Origin of the sequence: Prochlorococcus sp. MIT 1341 (genome assembly GCF_034092415.1) — a bacterium.
Lineage (GTDB): Bacteria > Cyanobacteriota > Cyanobacteriia > PCC-6307 > Cyanobiaceae > AG-363-P08.
Map to the genome: position 1 here is coordinate 440,180 of NZ_CP139304.1, position 20,704 is coordinate 460,883.

At 40.1% G+C, this 20,704-nt stretch carries 23 protein-coding genes and 1 pseudogene; 7 read left to right on the forward strand and 17 right to left on the reverse strand.

Annotated features, from left to right (window positions below; genetic code table 11):
* Nucleotides 1–22: 22 nt before the first annotated feature.
* From SOI84_RS02220 to SOI84_RS02235, 4 genes are all read left to right on the forward strand, one after another.
* The gene (locus tag SOI84_RS02220) at nucleotides 23–1,210 is read left to right on the forward strand and encodes a glycosyl transferase (RefSeq protein ID WP_320674783.1); all 1,188 of its coding nucleotides are present in this window, start codon (nucleotides 23–25) and stop codon (nucleotides 1,208–1,210) included.
* A 189-nt stretch (nucleotides 1,211–1,399) separates the two neighbouring features.
* Nucleotides 1,400–1,723, forward strand: a complete 324-nt coding sequence (locus tag SOI84_RS02225) for a hypothetical protein (protein ID WP_320674784.1) — start codon at nucleotides 1,400–1,402, stop codon at nucleotides 1,721–1,723.
* Between the two features lie 475 nt (nucleotides 1,724–2,198).
* Entirely contained in the window at nucleotides 2,199–2,603 is a 405-nt protein-coding gene (locus SOI84_RS02230) for a hypothetical protein (RefSeq protein WP_320674785.1), read from the forward strand.
* Nucleotides 2,604–2,761: 158 nt separating this feature from the next.
* Nucleotides 2,762–3,325 (forward strand): pentapeptide repeat-containing protein, encoded by a 564-nt coding sequence (locus tag SOI84_RS02235; RefSeq protein WP_320674786.1) that lies wholly within the window; start codon nucleotides 2,762–2,764, stop codon nucleotides 3,323–3,325.
* A gap of 139 nt (nucleotides 3,326–3,464) precedes the next feature.
* On the opposite strand, the gene SOI84_RS02240 is transcribed toward SOI84_RS02235, so the two are convergent.
* Entirely contained in the window at nucleotides 3,465–3,644 is a 180-nt protein-coding gene (locus tag SOI84_RS02240; protein WP_320674787.1) for a hypothetical protein, read from the reverse strand.
* Between the two features lie 486 nt (nucleotides 3,645–4,130).
* Between SOI84_RS02240 and SOI84_RS02245 the strand changes: the two genes are divergently transcribed.
* A complete protein-coding gene (locus SOI84_RS02245) occupies nucleotides 4,131–4,514 on the forward strand; it encodes a DUF2834 domain-containing protein (protein WP_320674788.1) in 384 nt (127 codons plus the stop codon).
* A gap of 26 nt (nucleotides 4,515–4,540) precedes the next feature.
* On the opposite strand, the gene SOI84_RS02250 is transcribed toward SOI84_RS02245, so the two are convergent.
* Complete coding sequence (locus tag SOI84_RS02250; protein WP_320674789.1) at nucleotides 4,541–5,776, reverse strand: MFS transporter; 1,236 nt, start codon at nucleotides 5,774–5,776, stop codon at nucleotides 4,541–4,543.
* Between SOI84_RS02250 and SOI84_RS02255 the strand changes: the two genes are divergently transcribed.
* Entirely contained in the window at nucleotides 5,770–7,365 is a 1,596-nt protein-coding gene (locus tag SOI84_RS02255) for an alpha/beta hydrolase (RefSeq protein ID WP_320674790.1), read from the forward strand. The two genes, SOI84_RS02250 and SOI84_RS02255, sit on opposite strands and share 7 nt — an antisense overlap.
* Here the strand turns inward: SOI84_RS02255 and SOI84_RS02260 are convergent.
* The 11 genes from SOI84_RS02260 to SOI84_RS02310 form a co-directional block, all read right to left on the reverse strand.
* Nucleotides 7,355–8,374, reverse strand: coding sequence for an ABC transporter permease (locus tag SOI84_RS02260; RefSeq protein WP_320674791.1), 1,020 nt, complete (start codon nucleotides 8,372–8,374; stop codon nucleotides 7,355–7,357). The two genes, SOI84_RS02255 and SOI84_RS02260, sit on opposite strands and share 11 nt — an antisense overlap.
* 2 nt (nucleotides 8,375–8,376) lie before the next feature.
* A complete protein-coding gene (locus tag SOI84_RS02265) occupies nucleotides 8,377–9,939 on the reverse strand; it encodes an ABC transporter substrate-binding protein (protein WP_320674792.1) in 1,563 nt (520 codons plus the stop codon).
* 56 nt (nucleotides 9,940–9,995) lie between these two features.
* Complete coding sequence (locus tag SOI84_RS02270; RefSeq protein ID WP_320674793.1) at nucleotides 9,996–10,238, reverse strand: hypothetical protein; 243 nt, start codon at nucleotides 10,236–10,238, stop codon at nucleotides 9,996–9,998.
* Nucleotides 10,239–10,350: 112 nt separating this feature from the next.
* Entirely contained in the window at nucleotides 10,351–11,667 is a 1,317-nt protein-coding gene (locus tag SOI84_RS02275; RefSeq protein ID WP_320674794.1) for a homoserine dehydrogenase, read from the reverse strand.
* 55 nt (nucleotides 11,668–11,722) lie between these two features.
* Nucleotides 11,723–12,175 (reverse strand): SufE family protein, encoded by a 453-nt coding sequence (locus tag SOI84_RS02280; RefSeq protein ID WP_320674795.1) that lies wholly within the window; start codon nucleotides 12,173–12,175, stop codon nucleotides 11,723–11,725.
* Nucleotides 12,172–12,756, reverse strand: coding sequence for a 5-formyltetrahydrofolate cyclo-ligase (locus tag SOI84_RS02285; protein ID WP_320674796.1), 585 nt, complete (start codon nucleotides 12,754–12,756; stop codon nucleotides 12,172–12,174). The genes SOI84_RS02280 and SOI84_RS02285 overlap by 4 nt, the downstream gene beginning before the upstream one ends.
* Nucleotides 12,753–13,217 carry a crossover junction endodeoxyribonuclease RuvC gene (gene ruvC / locus SOI84_RS02290; protein WP_320674798.1) on the reverse strand — a complete coding sequence of 155 codons (465 nt, stop codon included), beginning with the start codon at nucleotides 13,215–13,217 and terminating at the stop codon, nucleotides 12,753–12,755. Before ruvC ends, SOI84_RS02285 begins: the two co-directional genes overlap by 4 nt.
* A gap of 4 nt (nucleotides 13,218–13,221) precedes the next feature.
* Nucleotides 13,222–14,310 (reverse strand): magnesium chelatase ATPase subunit I, encoded by a 1,089-nt coding sequence (gene bchI / locus SOI84_RS02295; protein WP_320674799.1) that lies wholly within the window; start codon nucleotides 14,308–14,310, stop codon nucleotides 13,222–13,224.
* 748 nt (nucleotides 14,311–15,058) lie between these two features.
* Nucleotides 15,059–16,090: a serine hydrolase gene (locus SOI84_RS02300; protein ID WP_320674800.1), complete on the reverse strand. Its 1,032-nt coding sequence runs from the start codon at nucleotides 16,088–16,090 to the stop codon at nucleotides 15,059–15,061.
* Nucleotides 16,091–16,187: 97 nt separating this feature from the next.
* Nucleotides 16,188–16,922 carry an RNA methyltransferase gene (locus tag SOI84_RS02305; protein ID WP_320674801.1) on the reverse strand — a complete coding sequence of 245 codons (735 nt, stop codon included), beginning with the start codon at nucleotides 16,920–16,922 and terminating at the stop codon, nucleotides 16,188–16,190.
* A gap of 9 nt (nucleotides 16,923–16,931) precedes the next feature.
* On the reverse strand, nucleotides 16,932–17,321 hold the full coding sequence (locus SOI84_RS02310; protein ID WP_320674802.1) for a cytochrome c: 390 nt from the start codon (nucleotides 17,319–17,321) through the stop codon (nucleotides 16,932–16,934).
* Between the two features lie 56 nt (nucleotides 17,322–17,377).
* On the opposite strand from SOI84_RS02310, the gene petG reads away from it, so the two are divergent.
* The gene (gene petG, locus SOI84_RS02315; protein WP_320674804.1) at nucleotides 17,378–17,491 is read left to right on the forward strand and encodes a cytochrome b6-f complex subunit V; all 114 of its coding nucleotides are present in this window, start codon (nucleotides 17,378–17,380) and stop codon (nucleotides 17,489–17,491) included.
* Between the two features lie 10 nt (nucleotides 17,492–17,501).
* Here petG and rsmD read toward each other — a convergent pair.
* The 4 genes and pseudogenes from rsmD to SOI84_RS02335 form a co-directional block, all read right to left on the reverse strand.
* Nucleotides 17,502–18,092, reverse strand: a pseudogene (gene rsmD / locus SOI84_RS02320) (16S rRNA (guanine(966)-N(2))-methyltransferase RsmD); the annotation flags it as partial.
* Entirely contained in the window at nucleotides 18,059–18,694 is a 636-nt protein-coding gene (hisH, locus tag SOI84_RS02325; protein ID WP_414153607.1) for an imidazole glycerol phosphate synthase subunit HisH, read from the reverse strand. The pseudogene rsmD and the gene hisH, both read right to left, overlap by 34 nt.
* A gap of 101 nt (nucleotides 18,695–18,795) precedes the next feature.
* A complete protein-coding gene (gene trxA, locus SOI84_RS02330) occupies nucleotides 18,796–19,119 on the reverse strand; it encodes a thioredoxin (RefSeq protein ID WP_320674805.1) in 324 nt (107 codons plus the stop codon).
* A 215-nt stretch (nucleotides 19,120–19,334) separates the two neighbouring features.
* Nucleotides 19,335–20,498: a GuaB3 family IMP dehydrogenase-related protein gene (locus tag SOI84_RS02335; RefSeq protein WP_320674806.1), complete on the reverse strand. Its 1,164-nt coding sequence runs from the start codon at nucleotides 20,496–20,498 to the stop codon at nucleotides 19,335–19,337.
* Nucleotides 20,499–20,704 lie beyond the last annotated feature (206 nt).

Below are 20,704 nucleotides of genomic sequence, written 5' to 3' on the forward strand. Positions count from 1 at the left end.
ATTCTGTTGCACTCAACACCAAATGGACTTTCAACAGGGCCTGATCACAACAATCCATCACTACGGTATTTACCAAGATTCCCTTAAAGAATTACGGAGCAGTTTGAAGAAGCGGCCTACCTCCCTCCTAATTCCTTGTATTTTCAGTGAATTCAAGAGGCCTGCCCTGACTCTGATAAAAGATGTACTTTTAGAACTTGAAGGTCTAGACAGGTTAGTAATAGCTCTGTCGGCAAATTCAGAAAGCGAGGTAAAGCAAGCAGATAATTTCTTTAGTGAGTTGCCATACCCTGTACATATTCAATGGACAGATTCTCCTGCAGTCATAGAACTCCTAAAAGCTCATGAAAAAAATGGTTTATCAGTATATGGAAAACCAGGTAAAGGGTGGGCCGTTTGGCAGGGCATTGGTATAGCCAGTGTTACGTCTGATGTAATTGCATTGTTTGATGCTGATATTCGCACCTTTAGTCCTTCCTATCCCGCAAGGATGTTAAGTCCATTACTTAACGGTTCTGATGGAGTCTCATATGTAAAAGCTTTTTATAGCCGTATATCTCTTGATACAAATGCTCTACAAGGAAGAGCTACAAGATTATTTGTCGGGCCATTATTAAATGCACTAGAGAAAATATTTGGAACTCTTCCGTACCTTCAATACCTCCAAGCCTTTAGATACCCCCTAGCCGGTGAATTTGCCTTCTCAAAAAGTTTAGCCATGAATCTAAGGATCCCCTGTGATTGGGGACTCGAAATGGGCCTTTTATCTGAGGTTTATAGACATGTGTCAACAACTCGAATTGCTCAAGTCGATTTAGGAATATTTGATCACAAACATAAAGATATTGGTGATAAACCAAATCAGGGCTTGCAAAAAATGTGCTCTGAAATATTCGCAAGTATCCTAAGAGGACTCATGGAGCATGAAGGGAAAACACTAATTGGGCCCCAATTATCAACTCTTGAAGTGCTATATAAACGTCTTGGTGAAGATAGAGTTAAGCAGTTCGGAGTTGACTCCTTAATAAATCATCTTCCATATAACAGGCATGAGGAGGAGCTTGCTGTTCAGAAGTTTGCTTCACTTTTAAAGCCAGCAATGAACGATTTCATGAGTTCTCCATCGTCAGAACAACTACCCTCCTGGTCGAAAGTATTAGATCGTGAAAATAGGCTTCAAGAGGATCTTGCTATAGCAGGAAAAATATAGGTAAAAAATAGGAGGAAACCATTATTGACTCCATCAAAAAACTAACTCAAGTCTCAAGATAAAAAGCCGAATATTTACTTAAGAGGTTTTATATGAATAGAAGAATAATAAAATTTATTCATACAAGTAGTACTAATTTATAAACAATGCTAGCCTTCATAAATAAAATTATTTGTATTCAAGAAAGAAGTGAAAAAAACTACGGAGAATGAAATCCTTGCCTCCTCATCTGGTTGGGTAGCCTTTTTCTTAAACATCTTGCCTGGACTTGGCGCTGGCTATATGTACCAGCGACGTTGGAAAGCTTATTGGATTACAATAGCATTGACAATTTTATGGCTTTTTCTTAGTTTTCTGATCCAACTAGGAAATGATCCCTCGGACCCACTTCCAGGTCGATTTGAAAATTTAGGTTTCTACGGTCTTCTTATCATCGCGATTACTACTGCATCCGAAGCTGGTCTGAAAACCAAAAAAATTAGGGAATTGCTGGAGCAAGAAAGCTTGTTTTAAAAGAAAGAAGTTTTAAGTAGAGATCCAAATATTTAAAAACATGGAATTGGACAACTGAGTATTCTTGGTATGATGTAGTTCTAAAAGGTTGAAAGAAATTCAGTTTGACATCCTACTGGCCACTACTAGGCGTTTTGCTAATCATTATTGGACTTCTAGTCCAATTTGAGGTTCAGTTCATCCAATCTTCATCTGACGAAAACATCAACGAAAGTGAAAATTCCAACTCTTAAATCAAATAACCTTGCACATTCTCAACTTACAAAACCAAATTATAGTTACAACTTAAATGCTACAAAAATCTATTGCCCACACCTTGTAGCTATTAACTAATCTTATACTATAACAACTACCATGTGTTTATCAATTTACGGTTCAATCAGCAAATCACCCCATTGTTCTTAATTACTCTTTGGAAGAGGTGAGCTTTTAGATATTTAACCGAAAAGGGAATTTCTGGACTTAATGGCTGAGGATGGGTGATATTGGTAAATATGTTTCTGTTTCCGTGAAGATCACTAGAACCCTTTTGAATGTGCTTTGCACAGTGATGTGCTTATTAGTCCTTTCTCCAGCTGCCTTTGCTGAGAATCAAGCCATAGCAGGCCCTAATCAACCTTTTGCTCATAAAAACAATTTCGGCAAATCCACCACTTCTATAGGGTCAATGGGATATCACCAATTTCTCTTTATGGATATTGGAGCAGTAGGAAGCAAAGCTCCACCCTTAAACGTCATCGAGGGGGAGATTACAGATCCAAACTTCAATGTGATGAGGAATCAGGCAACAAAAAAGAGCACAGCTATCGCCTGGGTAGTAGGTTGTCTAGTTATTGCGACGATAGTTCCACTTGCAACCTGGTGGTACTTCTCTAGGTAAAAGTAACAACAACTAAAATTATTAAACTAACTAACCCATGTCTTTTATTTTTACATCCTAGAATTAACATATTTCCCTAGGTTGCTTTTGACAATGTTTTTCCTTTGAAAAATGTTATTATATCTGTACTGTAAACAATAAGCACAAATCATCGCATCATGCCTTTTACGCGATTAACAAAAAGAATCTTCATTCAAATAATAACCTTTTCTGCAATATTTTTATTAGTTCTTCCTTTTGCAGATCCGTTGTTAGCTGTGCTTCAAGAGGGTGAAGAAGTACCAAACTATGTACGCTCTAATATCACTGGTGGAGACTTTCACGGGCAAGATTTACATAAATCCTCTATAGCTGGTGCAGTTGCTAGGGACGCAGATTTCAGCGATGTAGACCTACAGGGCACAGTACTTACTTTGGCAGACCTAAAAGGATCAAATTTAAATGGAATAAATCTCACGGACACACTTGCCGATCGAGTTAATTTTCAAAAGACAGACCTAAGAAATGCAATTTTAACTAACATGATCGCATCTGGAAGTAGTTTTGCAGGTGCTCAAATAGAAGGAGCAGACTTTACTTTTGCAGTCCTCGATAGCGATGATCAAAAGAATCTATGCCTACAAGCAACCGGAACCAATCCTAAAACGGGTGTCGCCACAATCGACAGTCTTGAATGTGGAGATGTTGCTGGTGGATATAAACCAGCTTTGCCTACTGAATAATATTATTTAGGCTTAGTAGTACTTTGAGGTATTAAAATTATCTTACAATGTAGGTTTCATTTCTAATAGTAAAGATATATAAATATGATTATTTTTAGCTAGATAATATTGACATGTATACTTACTGAGTAATATACAACTATAGAAATCCGTCGTTATTATTCCAAAAGTCTGGATTAAGTTTATTAGCTTGTGCTATTGCATTTACAAAGTCTAAAAGGGTTCCATAGCCAGCCTCAAGGGCTTGGTCTTTTCTTGTCATTTCCGTATTCCTCTTAAGGAATTCAAGCAATTCTATACCAGTAAGAGAGCGTGACATGAGGACCAACTTAGTGAACTACAGAAGCTTTTAGACAACGGAGGTCTTGCAAGTAAGGCAAGAGGAATTAAGACTTTACCTCTTGACATCATGAGCACAACCATCGCCTTCGTAATTCTCACTGTTATAGTAGCCATTTTTTGTACCCATATAAAGGGTCAAGACGACAAAAGGGACGCAAGAATATATCAAAATAGAGGTTAGTGTCATTATTGACTTGTTGATTTTAAATTCACTTCAATATAGCCCTCTATAGGAGGAAAATCAATTTCTTAATGTTATCTCCCTCAATAAACTTCCTAATTCACAACTTAATTAAAATATACGACTGTTCAGGGCTCCCTAGAATTAAATATTAACAGTCCAAATCATTTCCAATGTGAAAAACCTAATCCTCTTCTAGACAAAGACAAAAATATTAATGCATAATTAAGGATGAAAAGCCACACAAAGTACACTAGAATTTAATTATTGATGAAAACTTTGATGAGCTCTAGAAACTATTTAAGTCTGGTCTACTTATTACTTGCTTGTCTTGGCGCATTTTTCACAATGCAAGCAAATATAGATTTCATAAGTGAACATGGACCAGGTTTTGATGTTTTACTTTTTTTTAGGATGGCAAACGAAAATGCTGCCTCTAGATCTCTAACAAGTGACCTACTTATAGGTGCATCTGCAATAACAATTTGGATATTAAATGAAAGCAAAAGGCTTCAGATGAGGAATCTATGGATCGTCTTTTTAACTATGTTTACAATAGCATTTGCATTCGCAGCTCCATTATTTCTCTTCCTTAGAGAACGACGGCTTTTAGAGATGGAGTCACTAAGACAAGGAAGCGTTACAGATCAGAGTGAAAATCAATAAGATCATTATGTCTTGTTTATTTAAAGTCAATTAGCACTTCTCAATGGTCTTACTAAACGAAGGATAGGGATCAAAAGTATGCATAATGCTGCCATTAAAAGCCATAAATCATAGGCATGTGAGTTAGTGTCAAGGAACCAACCAGTAATCAAAGGAGCAATCAATGCTGTAAAGGCAAAGCATTGCGAGAATAGTGCCAATGCTAGGCCTCTTTTATTAAAAGGTGTTATGTCAATAACTGCCTGGGTTGCGGTAGGTAGAAATGCTGCCAATCCAATAGAAAAAAATATTTGAGCCCCAAAGATTATTAATACACCATTTTTTATGGTCGCCGAATAGGCAAGAAGGTAGCAGCCCGAACCTAAATTGAGAAGGCTAAGTAGTAATCCAAATCTTATTGTTCTATCTGCAAGCCATCTGCCTACTGGCCACTGCAAAAAAACTAATAGGCAAAGTTGCATTGTAATAATTGATCCACTTGTAGCTTCAGAGAGAGGAGGCCTTTCAAGACCACCTCGAACCATATCAAGAGGTAAAGCACTCTGGAGCATGGCAAAGATTCCAGTAGCGATAAGACTAACTATTAAAATGGGAATAAGCTCAATAAAAAAGGGATATTTTACCATATTATTTGTTAACTTTGAGACTGATATCGCAGAGTCATTATTTTGGTCATAAGGCTTTAATAATGAACTTTTCCTCAATAAATTTAATAAGATAATCATGCAAAAAGTATCAAACAAGTAGACGAGACGGATATAACCTACTGCTGCAGTAATGGTTCCAAACAAAGCTCCTAGACTCATTCCTAAAGCATCTGAACTTCTTACTAGGGCATAGCCACGCCTAGAAGGAAACTCCCCACATCCAAATGGGACTGCTAACTCAGCAGCTGGCCAATAAATACCTGCAGAAGCACCTATCAAGACTTGCCCAAATAAGTATGTATTAAAGCTATTGGCTCTAAAAAGCGATAAATCAGCAAATATTGTCAGAAAACAAGCCGTACTTACTAACAAGGAGCATGAAACTCTACGATCAAGGAGAAAACCACTTAGCAACCTTGTAAATGTTCCAATTAACGCCGCAATGGCAATACCAATTCCTACTTGGGTAGCATTAAAACCAATCTTATTAAAAGCCATTGGAGTTAAATAAATAACTCCACCAGCCCCTAAAGAGGCCAAAAAACGGATTCTGGTCACCAACTGAAGAGTTACTGGAAACTGGCCCCACCATCTCCCTGGATTCAGCTTTGACACTAAGGAAATCAACAAAAAGAATCGCGCTATTACTATTTAGCAGTCTGCTGCTCTCTTGGGCACCCATTTCAAAGTTAGAGGCGGCTGATCAACTGGAAGTCGTCATCGATGGAACAGTTATCCCAGTTTCAATTAAAGAATTAACAGAATGGGGACGTCTAAAAAAAAACAATTCTGAATTAGCCAATTGGCTAAATTTGCTAGAGCCAGAAAACCGTGAAGGCCTTATAAAAATCCTCAAAGCGCCCTTGTTAAAGGAACTCAGCATGGGAAGACAAATGCTGAGAAGTTGGGCGGGGCAGCAACTTTTAGACGAAGTAAGTGACTTATTATTGGTTGATATGGACAGCAGTGGTAGCAAATTATTCGAAACTCTAGAAAGATTGCTCGAAAGACAAACAGAAGTAAGCACCCTAGATCTTCTAGAAGCTTTACCAGCAGTAAATATCCGTTTGGATTTAGATGCTCTATTTCAAATAGCAAATAGATGGAGACTTCAATTAAAAAGTCAACAAAGGCTTTCTGCTGCTCTTAGCAGACTCCCCTCTTCGCAATTTTTAGAAAAGAATCAGGCTATCGGTAATTCTTCTAAGAGCCTAAAACAAGAATTGATCTCTTTAGAAGTTAAGCATCGCTCTAATCCTTTAGTCTTGGAAGTCTGGAATTCCTCTAATAGCAATCAAGAGAGAGAAAGTTGGGTTCTTCTAATGCCAGGACTGGGCGGTAGCCAAAATCATTTTAGATGGCTGGCTAGATATCTAAATCAAAAAGGATGGTCTGTCGTCGTTCTTGAACACCCTGGTAGTGACAGTAAAGCTGTGAAAGCGTTACTTGAGGGCAGGGAGGCTGCGCCTGGAGCTGAGGTTATTCCAGAAAGGATGGAGGATCTAAAGGCAGTCCTATTAGCTAAAAAAACAGGTGCGTTGAAAATACGGAAAGAAAAGTTGGTGCTCATGGGGCATTCTCTTGGTGCACTAACAGCTTTCATAGCTGGAGGTGCAACTCCTATTCCTGGATTAGAAAGACGATGCAAAAAAGCACTTGAAGATTTATCTCTAACCAATCTCTCACAACTCTTGCAATGCCAATTAAATGATGTGGATATAAATAATAGAGAAAAGATCTCAGATCTTAAAGCAATCGTTGCTCTAAACAGCTTTGGCAGCTTGCTATGGCCTAAAAATGGTGATGCATCAATAAATGTTCCTGTCCTAATTGCTGGAGGGACACTAGATCTGATAACCCCACCACTAAGTGAACAACTAGGGTTATTACTTGCAACCCCTATAAATAAAAATAGTCGAGTCGTTATAATAGAAGGTGCTAGCCATTTTTCTCCAATAAGAGTTGAAAAAAATACACTCAAATCAGATTCTGAAGATCTTTTTAGATTTGGGGAAGATCTAGTTGGAATAAAACCTCTACAAGTTCAACGTCTATTAGCTCAAGAAATTGCTAATTTTATTGAGTTTTTAGAAAATAAAAAACCAACAAAATCAGAAGATTCTTTTCACAAAAAAATGGGTGATATTCGAATGCATCGTCTAAGCCAATCGGCTGTTCGGAACCTACTAAGTATCAGTAATTAATTCGTGGGTCTATAGCTGCAACCAACAAATCAACTACAACACTTACAAAGACAACTAGGGCTGCGACAACAACAACTATTCCCTGTACAACGGGATAGTCTCTCTGAGATATTGCTTCCTGAAGTCTCAATGCTATACCAGGCCAAGAGAAAGTTAGCTCTATAAGTAATGCACCACCTATTAATGAAGCAATGGTAATTCCCATAATCGTAAGAACTGGGAGCAAAGCATTTGGAAGTGCGTGTCTAACAATTACCCGTCTCTCTCTAAGTCCTCTACTTCTAGCAGCTTCTACATAATCAGAGTTCAAAGATCTAGAAAGATTCAGCCTCAATGCTCGGCTAAAAATGCCGCTAAGTAATACCCCAAGAGTTCCGGCAGGTAACAACAAATGCCTTAATGCACCTTGAAGAGCGATAGGGTCACCTGCACGAATACTGTCTAAAACAAGAAATCCTGTCCCTTCAGGCATCAACAATGATGGAGGGAAGCGACCTCCCACAGGCAGCCAGCCCAAAATTACCGCAAAGAGAAGTTGGACCATCATCGCCGCCCAAAATGGAGGCAAAGCATACGTTCCTATCCCATAAAAGCGACCCATAAGATCTATCTTTTGATCAGGTTTAGCTACAGCGCTAAAGCCAACTGAAAAACCCAAAAAGATTGCAAAAAGCAAGGCAAAAAAGGCAAGCTCAATGCTTGCAGGTAAAGAAGAGTAAATAATCTTTGATACAGGTTCTTGGTTGATCAATGCTTGGCCCAAATCACCATGTAATAAACCTCTTAGAAAGTGAACGTATTGATGCCAAAGAGATTGGTCTAAACCAAGTTGGGCCCTAAGAGCGTCACGAGCAGAAGCTGTGGCACGAATACCAAGAACTGCATCTACAGGATCTCCTGGGGCAACCCTTAAAAGTAAAAAGACTATTGATGAAACCAACCAAAGCATCACAGGTGCAAGAGCCAACCTTGATAAGCAATAACGAAGAAGTGATCTGTCTTTAGTCATAATCAATGTTCCCTAAGTCGCTCAAGCAAAAGTTGTCCACTTCCATCAAATTCAGGGACAGCTAAACGACTCTGTGCCCATGCTTTTGGGGTGACTAGCCAAACCGGCAAATAAGCACCACCCTTTGCTGCCATTCTTTCGACAGAGTTCAAAAGCTCTTTACGTTGATCTCCAACTGTTTTATCACTAAGTTGCAAACTTTCCTCTAATCCGAAAGAAGACCAAAAGCTTCCACTAATAGCGGCTTCTCCCTCCTCACAGTATGAGTCTCTGAACTTGCTACAACTTAACAAAGGCGTTAAATACGCCTCAATGCCTGGATAAGAGCCTCGCCAGTCAAGCATTACAGCATCAAAAGCCCCTTGGCCAAGTTGCTTGTAAACAGTAATAGATTCAACACCCTGCAATGTAAGTTTGAGACAGTCAGAAAGGTCTCTATCAATTTGCTCCTTCCATGTCAAGGCAAGAAGCTTGTCGGCAGGAACATTTGAGCGAAAAGTAAAAGGAATAGTTAGCTTTTTATCATCACAATAACCAACACTCTTAAATAGCGAATATGCTTTTACTGGATTATAACTTGGCCAAGGACTATCTTCAATAGACTTTAAAGTTGGAGGAAGCAAAGACCTTAAAGGCTTCCTTAAACCATAACTAACCCTATCTACTATAAGTTTCCTATCTAAGCTATAGGAAAGGGCAGTCCTAATGATTGGATTACTTAAAGGCTCAATGTTACTTCTAAAAGTAATGTACCCAATTTCAAGAGCTCTACCCAAACCTTCTCGTAAGTTTCCATTTAATGACATCTTGTGTAATGCCAGATGCTGATCCTCATCTAAAGCATTTGATAAAAGTACATCTATCTCTCCACTCTTCATCGCACCAAAAAGAGCAGTTGAATTGCTGAGTTTAATAAAATCAATGCCCTTATTTTGAGCAGGTTTACCCCAATACAAGTGAAAAGGATCCAACCTTTGCTGTTGCCTATTAAATCTAGTTAATTTATACGGGCCAGTTCCTATGAAGCGATCATTAAGGAATTTATTTTGATGGTCAGAATAAGCAGTCGGAGAAACAGGAGTAAGGTTTATTGATGTAAGCAATCCCTCAATTGAACTTGAAGCTCTTGTAAGCCTTAAACGTATTAAGTAAGGTGAAGGAGTTTCAATTGAAGATATTCTTCCTCCTATCAGGTAATTCAACCTGCCAATACGCATAAACCTCCTAAAGGTAAATGCCATTGCATAAGAATTAAAAGGTGTGCCGTCGTGAAAATAAATATCCTTACGAAGTGGAATCGTAATTGTCTTGCCTAAATCACTAAAAATTGGTAATTCCGATGCCAAGCGCGGGATTAAAGAACCATTTTGATCAAATTTATAAAGCGTGTCACCCAAGCCACTTAGAAGCTGAAGTACATCAAAAGTACTTGCCTGTGCTGGGTCTAAAGATGTTATTTTACCTGCACTAGCTACAACAATACGTGAGTTAACCTTGTCAGGTTTGCATGAAGAAAATAAAAATAAATTTATGAGTAATAAAAAATAAGCTATAAAAGAACTCAAAAATGTGTTTGAACTGAAACAAGTGAATTTCTTACTAGTCAAAGAAACAAATAGACTTAATTAATGGATAGCTTAGAGAAAGTTCTTGAAGTTGATATATGCTTCATTGACACTTCAAAGACAGGAGAACCTTTAGGTAGTAATGGCCATCTCCTTAGCCAACATCGGTTGTGATGATCATCTACACCAATCACTTGAAACAAGTCGTCACTAGTTGTGAGTTGCACACAGTCGCCCTGATGGAGATCCATAACAGGTTGTATTCCGAGTAAGGAGAATTGTTGTACTTTTGGCATCATAAAAACGTTCTCTTTGAACGCCGGCCAGGAGAAGTCAGCATCTGCAAACTTATCTCCATTACACATATAGCAACTCTTTTAAAGAAAAGACCAGAAAAACTTGTCTTAACCTTTAAAGACATCCCAAATGAGCTGAAATTCCTTTTACTTCAGGCAGCGCTTGAATAGCAATCAGAGCATCCGTCATCTGACCATGGCTCACCGCATGAGTTATAACAACAATTTCCGCATTACCTTCAGACACATCAAATTGAACAATTGATTGAATAGAGACACCCTCCTTCCCAAAGCAAGTTCCTATAGATCCAATAACACCAGGAGTATCTACTGCTCTAAGACGCACATAATTTCTTTGAACAATTTTTTTGGGGTCCACCAAATGACATTTACGCCAACTAGCCGCTGCAAGGAGAGGGTCAACTGAACCTCTCCTTGCAGCAACCTGACTAATACCCGCAATATTTAATATGTCAGCAACAACAGCTGAAGCAGTAGGCCCGGAACCAGCACCAGGGCCATAAAACATAACCTCTCCAATAGGATCACCTTCTACGAGTATCGCGTTATTCACATCATTCACCCCAGCCAATGGATGATCTATTGGGATAAGGGTAGGTTGAACACGAACACCGAGTGATAAAGACTTTTCAAGAATAGTATCTTTGTCAAAACGTTCAGATACGGCAAGCAGTTTTACGCAATAGCCAAGTTGTTTAGCATAGTCAATATCAAGTGCTTTTAAATCGCTGATTCCTCTAGTAGGAATAGCCTCACGATCTATTAGTCCTCCAAAAGCCAATCGACTAAGAATAGAGATCTTATCAGCAGCATCAAGGCCTTCAACATCTGAAGCAGGATCAGCTTCAGCAAAGCCAAGTTGCTGAGCTTCTTTTAGGACTTTGGGATAAGGAACTCCCTCTTTTGTCATTCGACTAAGTATGTAATTAGTTGTCCCATTAATAATTCCGCTAACTCGATCAATGCGATTAGCTCCTAGAGATTGTTTTAATGGCTCAATAATCGGTATCCCCCCACCTACAGCTGCCTCAATTAGGACATAAACACCTGATTTAGATGCTGCAATTGCAATCTCTTCACCATGTCTTGCAATAACAGCCTTATTGGCCGTTACAACAGATTTCCCTGCAGCAATTGATCTCAAAATTAATTGTCTTGCTGGTTCAATTCCCCCCATCACCTCCACAACTATTTCAACAGCTGGGTCGTCAACAACATCTTGGGGATTGCTCGTGAGTAAAAGAGGAGAAACCTCAACATTTCTTTCCCGTTTTAAATCTCTTACCGCTACACGAACCAGGTCCAACTGATGAACAAGAGGATGCCTCCCGGCAGCATTCCTCATGATGTTCATGACACCAGTGCCAACTGTGCCTAGACCAAGCAGTCCTATGCCAATTCTTTTATTCATAACTAAGCTTTACTGAACTGTTAGCAGGTTCACAACTTTATGAACTCGAGGGGCCTTAAGCTTGAGCAGTCTTAATATCATTAGCAAGACTCTTCATAGTTAAAAGAATATTCATAAAACCATTCGCTCGTGATGGCGTAAGACTGACCTGTAAACCAGTCTCAGCTATGAAGCCTGGATCTATTGCTAAAACCTCTTCTGGCGACAACCCAGATAAACCATTAATCAATAAAGCAAGCAGACCTCTTGTTATAAGGGCATCTGAATATCCATACCACTGAAGTTTTTCATTGATAAGTTCGGCATAAATATGAACTTGTGAAACACACCCTTTAACCCTTACTGATTTAGGGAACCTCTCAGGGTCAAATCCAGGAAGTTTCTTTGAAAGCCATAAAACATACTCATATTTCCTCTTCGGATCCATGGTCCTTTGCAATTTAGAGACCATCTCGTCTAAGGCTTTGCTACCAAAGCTCTTGAAGGTGGCATTTGAGTCTTGATTCATCTGTTCTTTGATGAGCAAAAAGTGATCCCTGTTTCACTAATCCAACCATTAAAAGGCACGTCCCAGGAATCACACGGCAATAGATTGGATGATACGCAAGCCTGTGGCAAGACAACAAGGGCTGGAATTGATCGCCAAGGATCAATACTTCTCAGACGATCAAAACAGCCAGCTCCATATCCCAACCTTATCCCAGCTTTATCTATAGACAAAGCTGGGACGAGAAGAAGCTTGAGATCTTTAGCTGAAAGACTAGGTAAGTGAATCGGAGCAGGAATCCCGTAGACATCTTTGCCAAGGGGAAAGTCTTTCCAAGGATGATAAGAAAGACCACCATCAAGATCTGAAGCTGGAAGCGCCAAGGAGAAATTTAAACATTTAGATAACGATCGCAAATCAATCTCTCCACTTAATGGCCAATAAATTCCTATATATCCATCGGAATTCTGATAACTTAAAAAGTGATTTAAATACTTTGATACTTCCTGAAAAATTAATTTCTGAGTAACCACATTCTCATCTTTTCGAAGATTAAGAAAAAACCTTCTCTTTTGTTCTTTAATAGTGAGGTTTGGAGTCATCGCTGAAACCATGCTGTCAAAGCAATTGCAAGTGCATCTCCAGCATCGTCTGGCCTGGGAGGATTAATTAGTTTTAATTCCCGCATTACCGAGTCAAGAACTTCGTTCTTGTCAGCTTTTCCAGATCCTGTAAGAGCAAGTTTCACTTGCATGGGTGGAAACTCAACAATAGGTATTGAAAACCTAGCCAAGGTCATCATCAAAACTCCCCTAGCCTGAACAACACTAATGGTGGTGCTTGAACGATAAAAAAAGAACTTCTCAACGGAAGCGAGCTCTGGCTCCCAAATTCGAATTAACTTTCGAAGATCTCTAGCTATTTCTACCAATCTGTCTCCCTCTTGATGAGAAGAATCAGTACATATTATTCCGCAATCAAGCATATTCATCTGTTGACTATCTACATCAACCACCCCATAGCCAACACGCGCCAAGCCTGGATCAATGCCAATTATTCTCAAGGAATCAGCTCGCTAAGGCAAGTTCAAAATCAGATCGATCTGCGTCTTCGCTTCTCTCAAAAACCTTACAGAAAACCTTTACGACCCGATCACCAGAGTCAACCTGCTCTAAGGGATCTTTTCTAAGGCGATGGCGTAAAGAACAAGAAACAACTCTAGCCACATCCTCTTCAGAAACTTCCGTCCTACCTTCAAAAGCAGCAAGCGCCCTAGCTGCCCTATTTGTAACAATATCGCCCCTTAAACCATCTACGTCTAACTCACCACATACAGAAGATATTCTCAAGCGAAGATCGTCATCTACTTTGACATTATCCAGCCTTTCCTGCGCATCAACGACTCTTCTCTGCAAAGCCTCCTGATCTGAGTTGACAGCATTCACGAAACTATCAGGGTCAGCATCGAAAGCAGTCCGCTGGTCAACAACCTGGACACGTAATTGGGCTTCTCGAACAGTTCTTACTTCGACACTCATCCCGAAACGGTCTAAAAGTTGTGGCCTTAATTCTCCCTCCTCTGGATTACCTGAACCAATTAAGACAAACCGGGCGGGATGTCGCACTGAAACGCCCTCTCGTTCAACAGTATTCCAACCAGAAGCTGCGGAGTCCAAAAGTACATCAACAAGATGATCATCTAGAAGGTTCACCTCATCCACATAGAGCAATCCCCTATTCGCCTTTGCAAGCAAACCAGGTTCAAAGGCTCTGACACCTTCACTCAGTGCTTTTTCAATATCAATAGTTCCGCATAGTCGATCTTCTGTTGCTCCGAGCGGCAAATCAACCATTGGTACCTGGCTTTGCTCCACTGGAAGCTGTTCTCCATTATCCAGTCTTTGCTGAACATCACTACTCTGCAAATCAGGATCTGTTGGGGAACTGTTGTATGGGTCGCCAGCAACAACTTTTATACCTGGCAGGAGATCTGCTAAGGCTCTAATTGTTGTGGATTTCCCAGTACCCCTATCTCCCATAATCATGACCCCTCCAATTCGTGGGTCGATGACATTGAGCAAAAGAGCTAATTTCATCTCTTCTTGCCCTATAACAGCTGTAAAGGGGAAGACCCTTCTCTTCCTAGATGAACTCACGGTCTAACTTCTATGTTCATAAGGGATTGTTTCACAAGCTTGGGCCCCAGGCGATCCTGTAAACAATAAAACGTTCAAGAAAAAATACGAGATAGTTCCTAGAAAAACTTTTAGCCCGAACAAAAAAAAACCACAAAGCAAAAATAAACCAGCCAAACAAAAGCGGAGAGTCACTGCAGCACAATGGGCCTTAGGAACATGGGCAGCTAAACAGATCAGCCAATTCTTCACTCATACATGCCATGAAGCAAGTCTGAAGGAGTGCATTCGCAAAAAAAACAGCAGATGTATTTGGTATGCCTGATACAAAAAAAAACGAAAAATTTTTAGATTTTGTTTTTTTTGATTTTTATTTCATGTGAAAAGAAAACAAGCAATTGAACCAACAAAACAATTTTCCACCGTAAAAGTTAAATAGCTCGTGAGAATTTTCCAGAAGAAGAGGCAAAAGTATTGCAAATGAAGGTCACTGAAAGAATCTCACACGAAAAGAGAAAGATTGCACAAATCAACAAAAATACTTAAAGAGAAAAGGTTCAATCATTCATTCTCGCTATACAACAGTCTGTCAATTAGCTAAAATTATATACATAAATAAATCATCAAAACTGACTATTTCTATTCAGTAATAAGAGTTAAGAACCATACTCATTTATCTAAAAATGATTAGCTTTAGATGGGCATCTAGACACAGAAATAGATTACAAAATAATTTTAGGCGCTAATAAAAATGTTTTTCATGAGAAGATTATAACCTCACAAGCGTTGGGATCATTGAAGCAACTAAATCTCTAATCATTTCCCTTGATCTAGGGTCATTAAAAGGACCCTTAACTAAAAACCCTGCGACTGCCCTCCTTCCATCAGGAAGCTCTATTAAACCTGCATCAGCGTATGCAATTCCTATATCTCCTGTTTTATTATAGACACGATAACCCTTTATTAGCAGAGTCTTATCTGGGTCTTCCTCATTAACTCCAAGGCCTTTAAGTAAGCCTGCAGGGATCAAACGATTGCTCACAGATGTGCTCATTACTTCTCTAAAAAGGTCCCTTGCTCTAGTGCCTAGAACCTTACCAGTATCTACAAGTGCAATAGCCATTGCTAGATCTCTCGCACTTGTAATATTTGTTCCTGATAAATCAGGAAGGAAATTATTTATAATTGTAGATTTTAATCCTAAAGCTTTAAAATTAGCATTTAAAAAATCTAGGCCACCAATCCTCTTAATTAAGAGGTTTGTTGCAGTATTATCACTTACCCTAATCATTTCTGTCGCAGTATCATGAACCGGAAATACTGTCCCTATTGGTTTAAGAGCCATCCAACCTGCTCCACCCGCAATCACATCTTCCTTTAATTCAAGCAGTTCATTCCATCTAATCTTCCCTGTTTCAACTTGTTGAAGTAATGCAATAAGAACTGCTGTCTTAATTGAACTGGCTGCAGGTAATTCAATATCTGGATTATATTTTGCGTATCTTCCATCATCCAAAATAAGCATATATGCACTCACTATTAGATCGGGATGCTGTTTTGCTATAGAAGCCCAACGGGAACTCAATTCAATAACTTCAGTTTTAGGGTTAAAACTTCCTAACTCTAATTTGTAGCTTTGATTTTTGTTGGAGGATTTTCTTATTCGAGAAATCAAAGAATCACTAGAATCAACCCCTTTGTTAAACACATTTTTAAGCTCAAAATCCCTAACAGAAGATGGCCTTAGCATTTTTATTGCGCTTCCTATAACTAGACCAAACCCAATTCCAAGAATGGCCAATCTTATAGTTGACCTCAAAAAAAATACCCAATTTTTAGGAGTCGAGGTAGAGCCACTTCTAGTCAAAAGCCAAAATCTCCTAAAGAGCCACCTGAGGTTAAGAGCGAGAGCTATTTAAAGCCCAGCGAAGTTGCCGAATCATTCCTCTAATAAGAGAAACTTCTTCAGGCCTTACTTCCGACCGATTCAAAAGAGCTCTAACCTTGGACATTCTCGCTTTAGAAGTATGTTCAAGAAGAAATCCAACATCGATCAACAGCTTTTCAGCATCCTCGAGACAATCTCCTAACTGAAGAGGTGTAGCAAGGATATTTTTAAAAGACTTCTCGCTATGAGAAGCAAAATCAAATTGAAACCTTTGTAATTCATATAAAGCTATAGCTACAGCATGCGAAAGATTCAAAGATGGGTATTCGGAATTCATTTCCAGCTTTAAAACTCTTTGCGCTAGAAGTAACTCATCATTGCTAAGGCCTCGATCTTCTCTGCCAAACACAATTGCAACGGAACCATTATCAACACCATCTAGCAACCAAGGGAGGGCTCTTGAAGGGCCCTCAAGAGGAATCTCCCCATGATCAATACGTGCACATGTTGCGACTACTCTTGTGCAATCAGAAACCGCATCAAGCAATGAATAGAAACTTCTTGATTTTTCGAGCAAAGCTGCTCCCTTTAGGGCCATCCTCTTTGCCTGGGTAGAAACGACATTGCAACGAGGAGAAACAAAACGAATTTCGTTAAGGCCAAAATTGGAACAAAGCCTTGCAACGCTGCCAACATTTATCTCCCCAGCTGGCTCAACTAAAACAATTTTTATATTTTCATTCACGAATCCAACTCAAGACAAAGAATGGAGATAAGCCAACAAATCAGCCATAGTCTCCTCCTCTAATTCAAAACTTGGCATAGGGGGGGTCCTACCACTCACAACTTGTTTAATGAGTTCAGAATCAGTTCGTAAAGCCGCCACTTCGTTAAGGCTTGGGCCTACAAGCCCTTGAGCCTGTATACCGTGACAACCTGCACAATTCATCCTATATAGCTTTGCGCCATTTCTTTTTGATCCTTCAATCTCCAGGACGGCATTCACATATGGATCTTTCTGTGAAATAAGTAAAAACCAAAAAACCAAAATTAGGCATGTGATTGAGGCAAGCACAACAAGAGCTCTTACGAGACCGATGCCTCTAGTGATTTTTGGTTGATCTACTGAAATCGGGCCCGGCACGATAAATTAATGTGCATCAAACAATTCTGCTTGATCGGCCACTAAAACGTGAAATCATGATCGAACCTCTTCTTTGCGGCATAGTTCTAGGGTTAATACCCGTTACTCTTCTAGGTCTGTTCGTAGCGGCCTGGAATCAGTATCGTCGAGATAGTTCTCTGGTGGGCTAACCAGAAGTAAAGAAGAATCTCCATACTGCCTTCTATCAACTAAAACCCAAGGGCTTGGTATTTCCATATCTAGATCAGAAGAGTACTCACAAAGGACAACAGAGTCTCTATTTATCCAATAGCCCTTCAACAGACTTCTTAATACAGGAAAATACAGATCAGATCCGTATGGAGGATCTATATACACAAAATCAAAAAAAAATTTTTGCTTAGTTTCAACGGCTAAATTTTGTTGAGGGTTCCTACTGAGCCATTTCAAGACCTCACCACAAATACATTCAACTTCTGGCCGAGGATTTAATCCAGACTGCGTAGCTAAAAGATTTGACTTACAGATTTTTGCAACTTTTACATTTTTTTCTACTGCTACAACATATTTCGCCCCGCGCTGCATAGCTTCACAACTCACAGCGCCACTTCCACTACAGAGATCTAGCCATATAGCCCCTCTTAGCCTCCCGGCTATTAAATTCATAACCGCCTCCCTAACTCGACCTGTTGTAGGCCTAGTACCAACCCCTACAGGGCTAAGCAGCTTTCTACCACCAGAAATTCTTAAATAGCCTTTTAATCCCAAGCAGGAGCCCCTAAATCCAACCAATTCAACCAGTTGGCCAAGAGACCCTGTCCAGCAAGAGAAGACTTCTCAGGGTGAAATTGACAGGCCCCCAAGCGCTTCTTCCATACAACAGCAGTTACTTTTCTCTGTCCAAAGCATGTTGTTGCAGCAATATCGCGATCAATCGAAGGAAATGCTGCATATGAATGTACAAAATACATCCAATCTTGTGACCCTTCATCAAAAAGAGGGCACGATTTTCTCTTGATCAAAGGAGACCATCCCATATGGGGAATACGTTCCCCAACATCATCTGGGAGCAATCTCACTTGCCCTTTAAAAATTCCCAATCCCTCAGACTGACCTTCATCGCTGCCTTCAAACAACAATTGCAAACCAAGGCATATTCCTAGAAGAGGCTTACCTTCTTTTGCCCAATTTCTAATCGGTGAAACTAATTTGCATTCTTCCAAATTTCCCATTGCGGGATCAAAACTACCTACTCCAGGCAAAATCAATGCATCACACTGATTGAGATCCAAAGGAGATTTAACTAGCTCTAGAGACCTCCCTAACCTAAAGAAGGCCTGTTGCACAGAATGCATATTGCCCATGCCGTAATCAATTAGGCCAAGGCGAACCATCAGAAGAAAACGTTTAATTGCTTTTAGTACTCAAAATCGAGCACTTGACTAGTAGCTAGCTATTTAAAGCTTTACAGCCCAAGCTTTTAACTAGTCTTAAGTCAAAGGTACTTTGAGATTGTTGCAGAGAGAGTCGCCTTAGGCACGGCACCAACAACAGTGTCGACTTTTTGCCCCCCCTTAAAAACCATCAATGTGGGAATACTCCTTATTCCATATTGACTGGCAACATTTGGATTCTCGTCCGTATTGAGCTTGAAGACCTTGATCTTCCCCTCAAACTCCTTAGAGATTTCATCAACTATTGGTGAAACCATTCGACAAGGACCACACCAAGGAGCCCAAAAATCAACCAAAACAGGGACTGAACTCTGAAGGACGTCCTGCTCAAAAGAGGCATCTGTAACAGCAGAAGCAGTTGACATTCCTAAAGCCAATTATCTCGATGAAACTTAGCAACCGTTGCTGCTTTTTTCAGGGATTGGCCCGTTAACTGTGTGAAATGTGACGGTAACGTATCTAAAAAACAAAAAGCCCGAACGCGTCGGGCAGTGTGTGTGAGGAGTGTGTGGGCCGAAGCCCTCACATATAAATACTAGCGCTTGGCTAAGCAGAGACCAATTAATTTGGCAATAACGAATTACTTTCCCATCCCTAATTGCTGTGCCTTTTGGTACACCTTCCCTTCTGTAAGAAGAGAAGGTGCTACAACCACTTCTACGTTCTGCATCTCCTTAAGAGTTCTTGCCCCAAGAGTCCCCATCGAAGTCTTCAAAGCACCTAATAAATTATGGGTGCCATCATCAAGCAAAGCTGGTCCACGAAGAATACGCTCAAGGTTTCCTGTTGTACCCACGTTTATTCGAGTTCCTCTTGGCAATACTGGACTAGGCGTTGCCATTCCCCAGTGAAAACCTCGGCCAGGGGCCTCCTCCGCTCTAGCAATAGGAGATCCAATCATGACAGCATCAGCGCCACAAGCAATACATTTACAGATATCCCCGCCTGTCACAATTCCACCATCAGCTATCACAGGAACATACCTGCCTGTCTTTTTTTCATAATCAGAACGAGCAGCTGCACAATCTGCTACAGCCGTAGCCTGAGGGATCCCTACACCTAGAACACCTCTAGAAGTGCAAGCAGCACCAGGGCCAATGCCTACCATTACACCCGCAGCTCCTGCATCCATAAGCTGCAAGGCCACTTCATAAGTAACGCAATTTCCTATTACAACAGGTATTCCCATCTCTAAGCATAGTTTTTTAAGATCAAGGATTTCTCGACCTTTTGGACCTATATGTTCAGTTGATACAACCGTTGCTTGAACAAAGAAAATATCAGCGCCTGCTTTAGAGATAATCTCGCCAAATTTAATTGCAGCTGCAGGGGTACCACTAACAGCTGCGATGCCTCCCTTTGCCTTAATTTCAACTATACGCGTGCGAATTAATTCCTTCTGTATGGGTTCGCTATAAATTTTTTGCATCAACTGAACAAAATCGTTCTTCCCTACTGATGAAATCTCTTCCAATACAGATGAAGTGTTGGCATACCGAGTCTGTATACCTTCTAAATTCAAGACCCCTAGAGCCCCCAATTTACTTAAAGAAACTGCCATATTTACATCCACAACTCCATCCATAGCGCTTGCAATAATTGGGATCTCACGTTCAATCCCTCCAATGGTCCAGTTAGTTTTAGTGACTTCGGGGTCAACAGTCCGACTCCCTGGCACTAATGCGATTTCATCAATTCCATAGGCACGACGAACGACCTTGGAGCGCCCGAGCTGAATATTCACCACTGCCTCAATTAAGTTCCGCCAAAATAACAACTGGAGGGGGAAGAGGACTGGAGATGTGGTGGATCCAGATCAGATTCAAAAAAAACTTTAAGCACACTTTCGCTCTAATCGACTGCAAGGGAATGAGCCTCACTATCACACCCCAAAAACAAAGCTCAGGATAAGATGATCGCGAAAGGATAAAAAGCTTCAACTACCGGAAG

What these genes read in the sequence shown, in the direction of transcription:
- SOI84_RS02220 (WP_320674783.1), top strand. Translation starts at nt 23, where the DNA reads ATGGACTTTCAACAGGGCCTGATCACAACAATCCATCACTACGGTATT.
- SOI84_RS02230 (WP_320674785.1), top strand. Translation starts at nt 2,199, where the DNA reads ATGGGTGATATTGGTAAATATGTTTCTGTTTCCGTGAAGATCACTAGA.
- SOI84_RS02235 (WP_320674786.1), top strand. Translation starts at nt 2,762, where the DNA reads ATGCCTTTTACGCGATTAACAAAAAGAATCTTCATTCAAATAATAACC.
- SOI84_RS02240 (WP_320674787.1), bottom strand. Translation starts at nt 3,644, where the DNA reads ATGTCACGCTCTCTTACTGGTATAGAATTGCTTGAATTCCTTAAGAGG.
- SOI84_RS02245 (WP_320674788.1), top strand. Translation starts at nt 4,131, where the DNA reads ATGAGCTCTAGAAACTATTTAAGTCTGGTCTACTTATTACTTGCTTGT.
- SOI84_RS02260 (WP_320674791.1), bottom strand. Translation starts at nt 8,374, where the DNA reads ATGACTAAAGACAGATCACTTCTTCGTTATTGCTTATCAAGGTTGGCT.
- SOI84_RS02270 (WP_320674793.1), bottom strand. Translation starts at nt 10,238, where the DNA reads ATGATGCCAAAAGTACAACAATTCTCCTTACTCGGAATACAACCTGTT.
- SOI84_RS02275 (WP_320674794.1), bottom strand. Translation starts at nt 11,667, where the DNA reads ATGAATAAAAGAATTGGCATAGGACTGCTTGGTCTAGGCACAGTTGGC.
- SOI84_RS02280 (WP_320674795.1), bottom strand. Translation starts at nt 12,175, where the DNA reads ATGAATCAAGACTCAAATGCCACCTTCAAGAGCTTTGGTAGCAAAGCC.
- SOI84_RS02285 (WP_320674796.1), bottom strand. Translation starts at nt 12,756, where the DNA reads ATGACTCCAAACCTCACTATTAAAGAACAAAAGAGAAGGTTTTTTCTT.
- petG (WP_320674804.1), top strand. Translation starts at nt 17,378, where the DNA reads ATGATCGAACCTCTTCTTTGCGGCATAGTTCTAGGGTTAATACCCGTT.
- hisH (WP_414153607.1), bottom strand. Translation starts at nt 18,694, where the DNA reads ATGGTTCGCCTTGGCCTAATTGATTACGGCATGGGCAATATGCATTCT.
- trxA (WP_320674805.1), bottom strand. Translation starts at nt 19,119, where the DNA reads ATGTCAACTGCTTCTGCTGTTACAGATGCCTCTTTTGAGCAGGACGTC.